Below are 13181 nucleotides of genomic sequence, written 5' to 3'. Positions count from 1 at the left end.
GCATGCCCGGCAGCCAGGGCCCTCTCCGGCCCCAGCCGTCCCTGTCCGACGGGCTCGTCTTCGGCGCGCATTGGGGTCTGCTGGCACTGTTCCTCGGGCTGGGCGGCTACCACGCCGCTGGGATGGCGGTGGCCCTGGCGGTCGGCGGGGTGGATCCGGGACCACGGCCGCTGGAGGTGACCGAGCTCGGCCCGGTGCTGCTGCTGGCCTTCGTGCCGAACCTGCTGCTCGGAGTGGGGCCCGCTCTCGGATCGTGGCTGTGGGGCAGGGGGCTGCGCGCGGACTTCGCGGTCCTGCCCGTCTGGCGCGATGTGCCGGTAGGGGTGGCCTGCGGTGGGTTCGCGCTGCTGGCCGGGTACCTGATGAACTTGCTCGCTATGGGCGTCTACGGGCCGGAGGAGTTCACCGATAGCCCGCTGCACGGTCTTGCCGAAGGCCTGGGTGACGATCTCCACTGGCTGCTGGTGATGGCTTTCGTGCTGGTGGTCGTCGCGCCGGTGACCGAGGAGTTGCTGGTGCGAGGGGCGCTGTGGAACGCGCTGGCGTACTACCGCGTACCGGTATGGGCGATCGTAGTGCTCAGCGCCACGGTCTTCGCGTACCTGCACGCCGAGCCCGAGCGCACCATGGCGTTGTTCGCGCAGGGCATGGTACTCGGCGTGGCGCGGTACCTTACCGGGCGTGTCAGTACCAGCATCGTCGCCCATGGCATCAACAACCTGCCGCCTGCCGTTCTGCTGCTCATGGTGAGCTGATGGCTGCCGTGCAGGTTCAGACCCAGCCGAAGCCGAGCCCACGGTGGGGCTTCGGCGCGTTCTTACTGGTCGAAGCGGTGTTGCTGACCACGGCTGCGGTGGTGTCGGTGCTACTCGGCGCTCCAGCCGAGGGTGAGAGCCTGCCGATCCGGCACGTGTTGATCGGCACCATCACGCCGACGGTGGTGGCGACTCTGCTTGCCCTGTTCATCACGGTGGTGCGCGGGAACGGGCCGTTTCGCGACCTCTCACTGGAACTGCGCTGGGACGACGTCAAGACCGGCTTGCGGTTCGGCGCGCTCGGCCTGGTGATCACGATCGCAGGCGTCGCGGTCTGGACGCAGGTGGTCGGCGAGGACGACGCGCAGTCAGCTATCGGCGCGCTGGTGGCCGACCAGCCGCTGTCGCTGTACGCGGCGTTGACGGTGTTCTTCTACCTGTGGCTCGTCGGACCGATCTGCGAAGAGATCATCTTCCGCGGGTTGCTGTGGAGCTCGATTGAGCGACTCCAGTGGCGTACCGAGCGGTGGGGTCGCTTCGCCGCTTTCATGATCTCCACCGCGGTGTTCGCGGTCAGCCACCTCGAACCGCTGCGCACCACGCTGCTGCTGGTGATCGCCATCCCGATCGGACTGGCCCGGCTGGTCACCGGCCGGCTGCTGGCGAGCATCATCGCCCACCAGGTGAACAACTTCTTCCCGGCCCTGGCGATCCTGCTGACCGCGCTGGGGATGCTGGAGGCGTGAACCGGGCACGCGCCGGAACCGGGATGGCGCGTGTCCGGTGTCCGGGCGTCAGTTGTTCAGCCGCTTGAAGGCGCGCACCGCCAGTGGCAGGAAAATCGCCATGATGACGGCTGGCCAGGCGATGGCCGCCGCGAGCGCGTGGTCCTCGATCCAGTACCCGCTACGGACTTCCGGCGATTCGAAGATCTCCCGGATGGCGCCGGTGGTGGAGGAGACGGGGTTCCACGCGGCAACGGTACCCAGCCAGCCTGGCATGAGCTCCGGCGGTGCGAACACCGACGAGATCATCCCGAACGGGAAGGCCACGGCGAACAGGTTGCCTGCGGCTTCGGTGTTCTTGACCAGGAAGCCCAGGTAGATTCCGACGAAGATCAAGGCCAGCCGTAGCCAGAGCAGCAACAGGAACGCGCCCAGCGTCGCGACGAGGCTGCCACCGGAACGCCATCCGAGGATCAGCGCGATGGCGACCAGGATCGCCAGGTCGACTGCGGCGTGGATGATGTCGGCGACGCCGCGCCCGGTCACCACCGCGGAGGAAGCCATGGGCATGGACCGGAAGCGGTCGATGAACCCCTTCTCCTTGATCTGGGTGACCGCGAACGCGGTGTTCATGAACCCGAAGGCCATCGTCATGGCGAACAGTCCCGGCATGGCGAACTCCATGTATCCTTCGCCTGCGCCCTGCCCCGAGACGTCCATGGCGCTGCCGAAGACGTAGACGAACATGAGCACCATGACGATCGGGAACCCGAGCTGCCACGCGAACGTGGAGGGTTGCCGCACCAGGTGGGTGAGTTCCTGCAGAACGATGGTCCAGCTGTCGGCCACCGCCCATTTGGCCCGGGCGCCGGGTGTGTCCCGGGTGTCGGGACGCAGGTCGACAGTGGTCATACCGACACCTCCTCGTTGTCACCGCTCTGCGTGGTGGTGTGCCCGGTGAGTTGCAGGAACGCCTCGTCCAGGGTGGGGCGGCGGATGCCGAGATCGGCGACGGCGACGCCCTTGCTGCGCAGGTCGGAGGCGATCTCGGTCAGTACCCGCGCGCCGTCGGCGACAGGCACGTTCACCGACAGTTCCGTGTCGTCGACCACGACGTCGGAGGAGTCCGTGGCCGCGCATTCGGCCAGGCCGGTGATGACCGGGAGATCCTCCGGCTCAGCCGCGACGATCTCCAGTCGTTCCTTGCCGATACGTCGCTTCAGGCCGTCCGGAGTGTCGTCCACGACGTTGCGGCCGTGATCGATCACCCCGATGCGGTCGCACAGCTTGTCCGCTTCGTCGAGGTAGTGCGTGGTCAGCAGCACCGTGGTGCCGCCTGCTGCCAGGTGCTGCACGGCCTGCCACACCTCGCGGCGGCCAGCCGGGTCGAGGCCGGTGGTTGGCTCGTCGAGGAACAGCACCCGCGGCGCGAGGATCATGCTTGAGGCGAGGTCGAGGCGGCGACGCATGCCCCCGGAGAACTTCTTCGGCGACGTGTCTGCCACGTCCGTCAGGCTGAACTGTTCGAGGAGTTCGTCGGCGCGCTTGCGAGCGGCCGCCGTACTGATGTGGAAGAGCCTGCCGAAGAGTACGAGGTTGTGCCGCGCGCTGATCTTGTCGTCGACGGCCGTGTGCTGGCCGGTCAGGCCGATACGGTGCCGTACTTGCCTTGGGGAGCGGGCGACATCGTGGCCTGCCACCTCGGCACGCCCAGAGTCCCAAGTGATCAGGGTGGACAGGATGCGCACCGCCGTGGTCTTGCCCGCGCCGTTGGGGCCGAGCAGGCCGTAGACCATGCCGTACGGCACTGCCAGGTCCAGACCGTCCAGTGCGTGGTTGTCGCGGTATCGCTTGCGCAACCCCTCGGCGAGAACGGCGTAGTCGGAAGTGGTCACGAGAACCCCCATCGATAAAGTGAGTACGCTGTACTCACTTTAGGGTACACTGTACCCAATTGGCAAGATGTTCGTTAAGATGTCCACACCATGACAACCGAGCCATCCGACTCCAATCCCGTGACCCGCAGTATCGCGTTGCTGTGGGGGGTCAAGGACCGGCCCGCGCGTGGTCGCAAGCCCTCGCTCACACTCGACAGGATCGTCGACACGGCGATCGCCATCGCCGACGCGGAGGGGACGGAGGCGCTGTCCATGCGGCGGGTCGCCCGCGAGCTCGGCGCGGGTGCCATGTCGCTGTACCGGTACGTGCCGGGCAAGGCCGAGCTGCTCACCCTGATGCTCGACAGGATCAGTAACCCGGCCGCCTTGCGGGAGGAGGCGAACGGGCAGTGCTGGCGTGGCGTGCTGGAAGCCTTCGCTCGCACGTCCTGGCGACGTGGCCTGGCGCACCCGTGGTTCATCGAAGTCGACTGGGGGCGCCCGGTGCTGGGGCCGAACTCGGTGGCCGAACTCGAACATCTCATGGCAGCACTCGACGGTCTTCCCCTGTCGGATCGGGAGCGAGTGATGATCGTGACCACGGTGGAGAACTACGTCGTCGGCTCGGCTCGTGCCCAGCTCCTGTACGCGCGGGCCGAGGCCGATACCGGGGTGAGCCACGACGAGTTCTGGACGCTGCACGTGCCGGTCCTGGAGCAGGCCATGGAATCCGGTGAGTACCCGACGCTGGCCTCGGCCGACGAAGATACCTTCGCCAGTAGCTGGGAGGAGTCGTTCGAGTTCGGCCTTGAGCGGATTCTCGACGGTATCGAGCGCCTCGTGGCCTCACGCGCAGCGGCCGGGTGAGTCCACGCGGCGGCGCTGTGCCCGGGTGGCTGGAGGCTCTGGCCGGGCCGTCTGGCACAATGAAGAACTGCCTGCCTCGGCCAGGCCTGGCCGAGCCTGTCCGGAGACCTCATCCGGGTGTGCTCGCCGTGCCGGGGTTATCCATGAACCACAGCTTTGTGGCTGCCGCATCCGCTCCACTCGGATAGCGCGTGGCCGACCGCGATCAAACGGAAGAACACAAGGAGTTCCGCACCCGTGGCCGTCAAGATCAAACTGCAGCGTCTCGGCAAGATCCGTGCGCCGTATTACCGGATCATCGTGGCCGATGCCCGCACCCGCAGGGATGGCAAGGCTATCGAGACGATCGGTAAGTACCACCCGAAGGACGAGCCGAGCTTGATCGAGGTCGACTCCGAGCGCACACAGTACTGGTTAGGTGTCGGTGCGCAGCCGACCGAGCCGGTCCAACGCATCCTTCGCATCACCGGCGACTGGCAGAAGTTCAAGGGCCTGCCGGGCGCGGAAGGCACGCTGAAGGTCGCCGAGCCCAAGCCGAGCAAGGAAGAGCTGTTCAACAAGGCTCTTGCCGAGGCCGACGCCCAGACCGCGGCGGCCGACACCGCCACGACCGAGAAGAAGCGTGGCAAGAAGGCGAGCAAGAGCGAGAGCGGCAAGGCCGAGCAGGGTAAGGCCGGGGACGAGACTAAGGCGAGCGACGCTGCCGGGGACACCGACAGTGGCGCGGCCGGCGAGCAGGCCGCCGCAGAAGACGAGTCGTCCGCCGGGGCCGGGGCGTGAGCTTTCTCGCGGACTCGCTGGAGCACCTCGTGCGGGGCATCGTCGATCATCCCGACGAGGTCCGCGTTGATCTGATCACCACGCGCCGGGGGCGTACGCTGGAAGTGCACGTACACCCGGATGATCTGGGTAAGGTCATCGGGCGAGGGGGTCGCACCGCCACCGCGCTGCGTACCGTGATGGGCGGCGTCGGTGGCCGCGGCGTACGGGTCGACGTGGTCGACACTGATCGATGATGGCTCCTGCGCACCCTCGTCCGGTGCCGCACGTGGCCGGTGGACCACCGGTCGGCGGTTCGGTGAGGATCGCTGTGGGAAGGTGAGTCGTGGAGGTCGTCGTCGGAAGGGTCGCTAAGGCCCACGGTGTGCGCGGCGAGCTCGCCGTCGACGTCCGGACCGACGCGCCGGACGAGCGCTTCGCCGATGGTGCCGTGCTGGCGGTGCGCAGGACGGATTCGGCGCGCGTCCGCCCGTCCCATGGGCGTGATGACACCCACCGGACCGATCACTCCGGCAGCGTCGGCGACGATGGTCCGCGCACGCTGACGGTGGCGCAGGCGCGCCCGCACGGACAGCGCCTCCTGATTCGTTTCGAGGAAGTGACCAGCAGGGAAGCCGCTGACCGGTTACGCGGGTGCCTGCTGGTGGTCGACACGGCTGACCTTCCACCTCCGGAGGACCCGGACGAGTTCCACGACCATCAGCTGATCGGGCTCGACGTCGGGCTCACCGACGGATCGAGCGTGGGGTCCGTGCGCGATGTGGTGCACGGGCCGGGCAGTGACCTCCTGGTGGTGGCTACCGGTGACCGGGAGGTGCTGGTGCCGTTCGTCCACGCGATCGTTCCCGTCGTGGATCTCGACGAGCGCCGGATCGTGCTCGATCCCCCGGAAGGGCTGCTGGAATAACCCCCGAAAGCAGCGGCCGCTACAGCCATTGCCCGAACAGGTTCGCGAGTTGACATGCACATCGACGTCGTCACGATCTTCCCGGAGTACGTGGAACCGCTCCGGGTGGCGTTGCTCGGCAAGGCGATCGACCGTGGCCTGATCAGCCTCCAGGTGCACGATCTACGCGAGTGGACGCACGACGTGCACCGCACCGTGGACGACGCGCCGTACGGCGGCGGGCCGGGAATGGTCATGAAGCCGCAGGTCTGGGGGGAAGCGCTGGACGACCTCGTGCCGTACGGCGCCGAATCCAGCGGACCGGTCCCGCGGTTGGTCGTGCCGACTCCCGCGGGACGACCGTTCACGCAGCGGGTTGCCGAGGAGTACGCCGCCGAGCAGCGCCTGGTGTTCGCCTGCGGTCGCTACGAGGGGATCGACCAGCGCGTGATCAGTGACGCGGCACGCAGGATCCCGGTCGACGAGGTCTCGATCGGCGACTACGTGCTGGTCGGTGGTGAAGCGGCGGTACTGGTGATGGTCGAGGCGGTCGCGCGGCTGCTGCCCGGAGTGCTGGGTAACCCCGACTCGGCGCACCAGGACTCGTTTTCCGCCTCGCTGGACGGGCTGCTCGAAGGGCCCAGTTACACCCGGCCCGAGCAGTGGCGCGGGCTCGGCGTGCCCGAGGTCCTGCGCTCCGGCGACCACGCCCGCGTCGCGCGTTGGCACCGGGATCAGGCGCTGATCAGAACATACCGTCGCCGCCCGGATATCCTCGCCGCGTTGCCGGAGGACTCACTGGACGAGCACGACCGCGCGGTGCTCGACGCCCTGCGTGACGAGCAGTGACCGTCGCGGGTGGGCCGCCCCCGCACGCGACGGCCAGCCGACCGCCTGTAATATTGAGGAGGTGGGCGTGCTCGCGCACGGTGCGCAGCACGTCAGTGCGCACCCTCAGGCCATACATTCCGCTGTAGGATCACGGTATGTCGCGTTGGGGTCGCAGCGCGCCGTGATGAAGGTAGATCACCCGAAGAACGAGGACGGACCAACACGATGAACACCCTGGACGCTCTTGACGCCGAGTCGCTGCGTTCCGACATCCCGTACTTCCGGCCCGGCGACACGTTGAAGGTTCACGTCCGCGTTATCGAGGGAAGTCGCGAGCGCAACCAGGTCTTCCAGGGCGTGGTGATCCGCCGCCAGGGAGGCGGTATCCGTGAGACGTTCACGGTGCGGAAGGTGTCCTTCGGCGTCGGTGTCGAGCGGACGTTCCCCGTGCACTCGCCGAACATCGCCAAGATCGAGGTCGCCAAGAAGGGCGTCGTGCGTAGGGCCAAGCTCTACTACCTGCGCAACCTCCGCGGCAAGAAGGCGCGCATCCGCGAGCGCCGCGAGTCGACGACCTCGGCCTGAAGCCTCCGGGCGGGTGTTCTAGTCTGGCTTTGTGGTCAAACCCGTGCATGCCAGTGGACCCGATGAGATGCCGGACGATGGTGGTGACGGTCGGACTGAGGAGCCCCGCAGGCGTGGCGGTGCGCACCGGAAACGCAAACCGCCCAAGCAGCGGTCGTTCTGGAAAGAACTGCCGATCCTCATCCTGGTCGCCCTCCTGCTGACGTTCACCATCCAGCATTTCGTTGCGAGGGTGTACATGATTCCGTCCGGATCGATGCAAGCCACGCTGCACGGCTGCCCCGGGTGTACACCCGATCGGGTGTTGGTGGATAAGGTCGTCTACAACTTCAACGAGCCGGAGCCGGGTGACGTGGTCGTGTTCCACGGGCCACCGGCGTGGACGGAGACCGATGCGCCGGTGACCGAGCCCGCCAACCCGGTGGCGGGCTTCCTGCAACAGGTGGGCTCGCTGATCGGTATGGCTCCCCCTGACGAGAGCGACTTCGTCAAGCGTGTGGTCGCCACCGGGGGCCAGACCGTGGAGTGCTGCGATGACCAGAACCGGGTGATGGTCGACGGCAAGCCGCTCGACGAGCCCTACCTGCACTGGGAACAGGGCAGGGAGAGCGAGCAGCGATCGTTCGGCCCGGTGGAGGTGCCGGAGGACACGCTGTGGATGATGGGGGACAACCGCAACAATTCCAGCGATTCCCGCATTCAAGGAACCGGCGGTGAGCGTGGCTCGGTGCCGGTGGAGAACGTGGTGGGCAAGGCCCGGTTCATCGTTTTGCCCCCGGGGCGTTGGGGAGCGGTCAGTGATTACAACCCGCAACGCGAGTGACGCGGACAGCGGCTGCCGCCGATGGCCGGGGGCCGGATCGCGGTGAGCGCAGGTACACCGTCGATGCCCGCTGGGGCGACCGTGACCCGTGCGGCGGGGATACCGCGACCCGCGCGCGTGCCGGTCCGGCGGGATGGGGGCTCCTGGGCGATGCAACGCGCGCTCACCCGGAGAGGTCTCGGCCCGGTGGCCGGGGTCGACGAGGCGGGGCGGGGGGCGTGCGCAGGCCCGCTGGTGGTGGCCGCCTGCGTGCTGCACCATGACAGCCGGGCCCGGTTTCCAGAACTCACCGACTCGAAGCGGCTGAATCCGGCGGTCCGCGAACGTCTCTATGGCGAGCTCGTCGCCGGAGCCGAAACCTACGCGGTCGTGGTCATCGACGCTGTCGAGATCGACCTCGACGGCGTGCACGCCGCCAATATCGCGGGCATGCGCCGCGCCGTCGCGCGACTGCGCCCCCATCCCGGTTACGTACTGCTGGACGGGTTCGCCGTACACGGCCTGGCCAGCCCCAGCCTGCCGGTGGTGCGGGGGGACCGAACCGCTGCCTGTGTCGCCGCCGCGTCGGTGCTGGCCAAGGTCACCAGGGACCGCATCATGACGGAGCTGCACGAGCACTACCCGCAGTACGGTTTCGCCGGGCACAAAGGTTATGGCACGGCCGAGCACACCAGGGCGCTGGCCGAGTACGGGCCGAGCGAGATCCATCGCTGGTCGTATGCGAATGTGGCCGCCGCGGCGCGCGACGGCGGGTCATGGCGAGGCGCCCTGTCGCGCTTCCGACACGGTGCGGAACAATGAACCTTGTACGGACGCTGTTGAGCCCGCAGGCCCGAGGAGGGACGCCACCCGCATGAGCGCGGAGGACCTCGAGAAGTACGAGACCGAGATGGAGCTGTCGCTGTACCGCGAGTACCGCGACATCGTCGGCCAGTTCTCCTACGTCGTCGAGACCGAACGGCGGTTCTACCTGGCCAACGCCGTGGACGTGCAGGTGTGCGACGCGGGCGGCGAGGTGTACTTCGAGGTGGCGATGTCGGATGCGTGGGTGTGGGACATGTACCGCCCCGCGCGTTTCGTCAAGAACGTCCGGGTGATCACCTTCAAGGACGTCAACGTCGAGGAGCTGGACAAGCCCGACCTCAAGTTGCCTGACGACGGCCCGTTCACCGGCTGAGCCGGGGACGTCTCCGGCGTATCACCACTGGCGCCGCGGCGCGTAGCGCGGCATCGGGACGAGTGTCCCCACCCGGGCAGTTCTCCACAGGTTGGCGGGTTCGCCGTGGCGCTGGCGCCGTCACCACCGGCATCGTCACTGCCGGAGAACTCCGGAACCATCGGAACCATCGGGACACGGGGGGATCGGTAGCGGTGAGTGTCAGGCGAGCGGGCCGTGCGGGCGGTGCCGGGCAGGCGGCGAGTCACGCGGCGGACCGGCAACGGTTGGGGCGTGACGGCGAGCGGGTCGCGCAGCGCTATCTCGAGGACCGCGGTCTCGTCGTGCTGTCGCGGAACTGGCGGTGCCAGGACGGCGAGCTGGATCTCGTGGCCACGGACGGCACGATGCTGATCGTCTGCGAGGTCAAGACCCGGTCCGGCGGCGGCTACGGCTCGCCCGCCGAGGCTGTGAGCCCGGCGAAGGTGGCCCGCGTGCGGCGGTTGACGCTGCGGTGGCTGTCGACCTTCCGCGTGGGGTGGGTCCCGGTACGCTTCGACGTGCTCTCCGTCGTCTGGCCCCCGGACGGCAGGCCTGCTGTCACCCACCTGGAGGGGGCGTTTTAGATGGCGGTGGGGCGGGCCTGGTCGATCGCACTGGGTGGGCTGCACGGCACGCCGGTGGAGATCGAGGCCGATATCGGTGCGGGACTGCCGGGCACCAAGCTGCTCGGGCTACCCGACGCGGGGTTGCGGGAGGCCAAGGACCGGGTGCGAGCCGCGGTCCGCAACTCCGGACACAGCTGGCCGGAGCAGCAGGTCACGCTCGGACTGTCGCCTGCCAACCTGCCGAAGATGGGCTCGGCCTACGACCTGGCCATCGCGGTGGCGACGCTGGCCGCGGCCGAGGTGGTGCCCGCTGCCCGGTTGACCGGCACCGTACTGCTCGGCGAACTCGCCCTGGACAGCAGGATCCGGCACGTCCGGGGCATCCTGCCCAGCCTGCTGGCGGCCCGTGACGCTGGGATGACGCGAGCCGTCATCCCGACCGGATCGCTGGCCGAGGGGACACACGTCGGACACCTGGACGTAGTGGGAGCCGACGATCTCGGTGCGGTGCTGGCCTGGCTGCGGGAGGAGGGTGAGCTGCGCGCACCGCCGCGACAGGTGACGTCGGAGCCGGAGCCGGTGGGAGACCTTGCCGACGTGGTGGGGCAGCCGGAAGCCCGTTACGGGCTGGAGGTGGCCGCCGCTGGCGGGCACCACATGCTGCTGATCGGGCCGCCCGGTATCGGCAAGACCATGCTCGCCCACCGGCTACCGGGGCTGCTACCCCCGCTGTCCGATGAGGAGGCGCTCGAGGTCACCGCGGTGCGCTCGATCGACGGTTCGTTGCCTGCGCACGCCCCGCTGGTGCGGGTGCCGCCGCTGGTGGCGCCGCACCACTCCACATCGGTCGCCGCGTTGATCGGTGGGGGCAGCGGGCTGGCCGCACCGGGTGCCATCAGCAAGGCGCACCGCGGCGTGCTGCTGCTGGACGAGGCCTGCGAGTTCGGGCCGGATCGGCTGGAGGCGCTGCGGACCGCCCTGGAGGAGGGCCGGATCCGGCTCGCCCGGTCGCGTGGCGTGGTGACCTACCCGGCACGTTTCCAGCTGGTACTGGCGACCAACCCATGCCCGTGCGCACCACCCCGCGAGTCGGAGTGCCGGTGTTCACCCGCGGCCCGGCGCGGCTATCTCGATAAGCTGTCCGGGCCCCTGCTGGACCGGGTCGACATCCGGGTGCGGATGCGGCCGGTCACCGCCCTGGAGGCCTCCGAGCAGGTTGCCGGGGAGAGTACGGCGGCGGTTCGCGAGCGGGTGTGCCAGGCTCGGGAGCGGGCGCGGCAGCGCTGGACAGCGGCGGGCTATGACTGGCTGGTCAACGCCGAGGTGCCCGGGCCGGTGCTACGCCGGGAGTTCGCGCTGCCGGAGCCGGTGACCGCGCCGCTGGAGCGGGCGCTGTCCCGCAGCGCGATCACCGCGCGGGGTGCTGACCGGTGCCTGCGGCTGGCCTGGACGTTGGGTGACCTGGCTGGCCGCGAACGGCCCGTGCGGGAGGACATCGCGGCCGCGCTGGAGTTCCGGGACAGGAGCGCGGCGTGAGCGCGGGCGGCCAGCCGGATGCCCGGTTGCGCCGGGCGCGCGCCTACCTGGCCTGCGTGGCCGAACCACCCGCCCCCGCGCTGGGCAGGTTGGTGACCGAGCACGGCCCGGTGCGTGCCGCGGAGCTGGTGCGCGATGGCCGCGACGGTGTCGTGCCGGATGTGGTGGCGGCGGAGACGCGGGCGCGGCGGGATCGGGTGGCCGCCGGTACTGAGCTGGACAGGGCGGCGGCCGCGGGGATCCGGCTGCTCATTCCCGAGGACGAGGATTGGCCCGCCTGGCCGCTGCTGAGCCTGGAGGTCGCCGCGGGACGCGGCGTGGCGGGGATGGTGGTGCCGCTGGCGCTATGGGTACGGGGCGAGGTCGCCCTCAGCGAGACCACCGGCGAGCGTGCGGTCACCGTGGTCGGCGCCCGCGCGGCGACCGGCTACGGCGAGCACACCGCGGCGGACTGGGCGTACACGTTGGCAGGGGAGGGCACCACGGTGCTGTCGGGCGCGGCGTACGGTGTCGATGCCGCCGCGCACCGCGGCGCGCTCGCCGCCGACGGGTGCACCATCGCGGTGCTGGGCTGCGGCATCGACGCGGGCTACCCCGCAGGACACGATGTGTTGCTGCGCCGGATCGCCGAGCAGGGAGCGGTGCTCAGCGAGTACCCGCCGAGGACGCCGCCGGCGAGGCACCGCTTCCTGGTGCGCAACCGGCTACTCGCCGCGCTCAGCGCGGGCACCGTGGTGGTGGAGGCGGACCTGCGCAGCGGGGCACGCAACACCGCGAGCACGGCGGCCGAGCTCGGTAAGGTCGTCATGGCGGTGCCCGGACCGGTCACCTCCCGCATGTCGCGCGGCTGCCACGAGCTCGTCCGGTCGAGCGGGGCCACGTTGGTCGCCTCGGCAGGGGAGGTGGCCGAGTCGGTGGGTGTGATCACGGTGGAATCCGACGCGCGAGCCGTCGGGCAGGAACGCGAACTGGACAGGCTCAGCGGAGAGGCAGGCAGGCTCTACGACGCGCTGGAGCCGCGCCAGGGGCGTTCGGTGGCGCAGCTTGCCGCGGCGTCCGGGATCCCGGAGGGCACCGCCCGCGCCGTGCTGTGCGAGCTGGAACTGGAGGGGCTGAGCTTGCGGTGCGAGGAGGGGTGGAAGCGCGGGAGGTCGGCTCGGTGAAGTGCAGGCGACCGTGCCGTCATCAGCACGGTGGGACACGCGCGTGGCGCTACGAGCCCGTTAAGTTCGTACATGCGTTGCGTGCTGAAGCGCGGCATCGCGCCACTTCAGGTACTGACTGAGATCAGGGTCCTCCACTGGTCCTCGGCTGAGCACTCGTCCGTTCCCGTCGAAGTTCAGGCGGATGACCTCCTGCTCTTCGAGCAACCAGAAGTCGTAGTCAGGCAGGCCGAGCGAATCTTTTGTGACATCAAGGATGCGGATGTCCTCCCCGGCTTCCACGTTGCCAGGTATACCCCACGCCAGCTGATACCGCTGGTAGTCCGTCAGGGGATGGCGAACGGCTCGGACGCGGCCGATGTATCGTCCCGAAGCAACCAGGCCGCGAACGGTTTCTCGCCACGCCGCATTGTGATCCGCTGGCTTGGGCTCACCGGTGAGGAAGGCGGCGAGTGAGGATGCTTCTCGCGACACCGAGTGGTCGGGCTGACACTCCCAACGCCAGGTAGAACGCTCGAATCCCCGAACGCGGGCACGGAAGTCCTCGAGCGCTAAGAACACTACGCCAGCCCTTCCACCGCCCGTCTCA

At 69.0% G+C, this 13181-nt stretch carries 17 protein-coding genes; 14 read left to right on the top strand and 3 right to left on the bottom strand.

Annotated features, from left to right (window positions below; all coding sequences use genetic code 11):
* Positions 1–2: 2 nt before the first annotated feature.
* Together F8178_RS10115 and F8178_RS10110 are read left to right on the top strand one after the other, a co-directional pair.
* Positions 3–755 carry a type II CAAX endopeptidase family protein gene (locus F8178_RS10115; protein ID WP_317494587.1) on the top strand — a complete coding sequence of 251 codons (753 nt, stop codon included), beginning with the start codon at positions 3–5 and terminating at the stop codon, positions 753–755.
* Entirely contained in the window at positions 755–1501 is a 747-nt protein-coding gene (locus tag F8178_RS10110) for a type II CAAX endopeptidase family protein (protein WP_317494458.1), read from the top strand. Before F8178_RS10115 ends, F8178_RS10110 begins: the two co-directional genes overlap by 1 nt.
* Positions 1502–1549: 48 nt before the next feature.
* Here F8178_RS10110 and F8178_RS10105 read toward each other — a convergent pair whose 3' ends face one another.
* Entirely contained in the window at positions 1550–2392 is an 843-nt protein-coding gene (locus tag F8178_RS10105; protein ID WP_317494457.1) for an ABC transporter permease, read from the bottom strand.
* On the bottom strand, positions 2389–3375 hold the full coding sequence (locus F8178_RS10100; protein WP_317494456.1) for an ATP-binding cassette domain-containing protein: 987 nt from the start codon (positions 3373–3375) through the stop codon (positions 2389–2391). The genes F8178_RS10105 and F8178_RS10100 overlap by 4 nt, the downstream gene beginning before the upstream one ends.
* A gap of 90 nt (positions 3376–3465) precedes the next feature.
* Here F8178_RS10100 and F8178_RS10095 point away from each other — a divergent pair, with 90 nt between their 5' ends.
* The 12 genes from F8178_RS10095 to dprA all read left to right on the top strand — a co-directional run bounded on the left by F8178_RS10095 (position 3466) and on the right by dprA (position 12592).
* Positions 3466–4224, top strand: coding sequence for a TetR/AcrR family transcriptional regulator (locus F8178_RS10095; RefSeq protein ID WP_317494455.1), 759 nt, complete (start codon positions 3466–3468; stop codon positions 4222–4224).
* Between the two features lie 237 nt (positions 4225–4461).
* Complete coding sequence (rpsP, locus tag F8178_RS10090) at positions 4462–5004, top strand: 30S ribosomal protein S16 (protein WP_317494454.1); 543 nt, start codon at positions 4462–4464, stop codon at positions 5002–5004.
* Positions 5001–5240, top strand: coding sequence for an RNA-binding protein (locus tag F8178_RS10085; RefSeq protein ID WP_317494453.1), 240 nt, complete (start codon positions 5001–5003; stop codon positions 5238–5240). Before rpsP ends, F8178_RS10085 begins: the two co-directional genes overlap by 4 nt.
* A gap of 89 nt (positions 5241–5329) precedes the next feature.
* On the top strand, positions 5330–5911 hold the full coding sequence (gene rimM / locus F8178_RS10080) for a ribosome maturation factor RimM (protein WP_317494452.1): 582 nt from the start codon (positions 5330–5332) through the stop codon (positions 5909–5911).
* A 54-nt stretch (positions 5912–5965) separates the two neighbouring features.
* The gene (gene trmD, locus F8178_RS10075; RefSeq protein WP_317494451.1) at positions 5966–6739 is read left to right on the top strand and encodes a tRNA (guanosine(37)-N1)-methyltransferase TrmD; all 774 of its coding nucleotides are present in this window, start codon (positions 5966–5968) and stop codon (positions 6737–6739) included.
* A gap of 207 nt (positions 6740–6946) precedes the next feature.
* The gene (gene rplS / locus F8178_RS10070) at positions 6947–7306 is read left to right on the top strand and encodes a 50S ribosomal protein L19 (RefSeq protein WP_317494450.1); all 360 of its coding nucleotides are present in this window, start codon (positions 6947–6949) and stop codon (positions 7304–7306) included.
* A 31-nt stretch (positions 7307–7337) separates the two neighbouring features.
* Entirely contained in the window at positions 7338–8129 is a 792-nt protein-coding gene (gene lepB, locus F8178_RS10065) for a signal peptidase I (protein ID WP_396345244.1), read from the top strand.
* A 63-nt stretch (positions 8130–8192) separates the two neighbouring features.
* Positions 8193–8930 carry a ribonuclease HII gene (locus tag F8178_RS10060; RefSeq protein ID WP_317494449.1) on the top strand — a complete coding sequence of 246 codons (738 nt, stop codon included), beginning with the start codon at positions 8193–8195 and terminating at the stop codon, positions 8928–8930.
* 52 nt (positions 8931–8982) lie between these two features.
* Positions 8983–9306, top strand: a complete 324-nt coding sequence (locus F8178_RS10055) for a DUF2469 domain-containing protein (RefSeq protein WP_317494448.1) — start codon at positions 8983–8985, stop codon at positions 9304–9306.
* Positions 9307–9500: 194 nt separating this feature from the next.
* Positions 9501–9911, top strand: a complete 411-nt coding sequence (locus F8178_RS10050; protein WP_317494447.1) for a YraN family protein — start codon at positions 9501–9503, stop codon at positions 9909–9911.
* Complete coding sequence (locus F8178_RS10045; protein WP_317494446.1) at positions 9912–11429, top strand: YifB family Mg chelatase-like AAA ATPase; 1518 nt, start codon at positions 9912–9914, stop codon at positions 11427–11429.
* Positions 11426–12592, top strand: a complete 1167-nt coding sequence (gene dprA / locus F8178_RS10040) for a DNA-processing protein DprA (protein WP_317494445.1) — start codon at positions 11426–11428, stop codon at positions 12590–12592. The genes F8178_RS10045 and dprA overlap by 4 nt, the downstream gene beginning before the upstream one ends.
* Before the next feature lie 60 nt (positions 12593–12652).
* Here the strand turns inward: dprA and F8178_RS20405 are convergent, their stop codons facing one another.
* Positions 12653–13153 carry a DUF6879 family protein gene (locus F8178_RS20405; protein ID WP_396345240.1) on the bottom strand — a complete coding sequence of 167 codons (501 nt, stop codon included), beginning with the start codon at positions 13151–13153 and terminating at the stop codon, positions 12653–12655.
* Positions 13154–13181 lie beyond the last annotated feature (28 nt).

It is taken from the genome of Haloechinothrix sp. LS1_15 (assembly GCF_033042135.1).
Lineage (GTDB): Bacteria > Actinomycetota > Actinomycetes > Mycobacteriales > Pseudonocardiaceae > Haloechinothrix.
The sequence above is the reverse complement of the archived record's forward strand: the minus strand, read 5'-3'. Positions and strand labels throughout refer to the sequence as shown.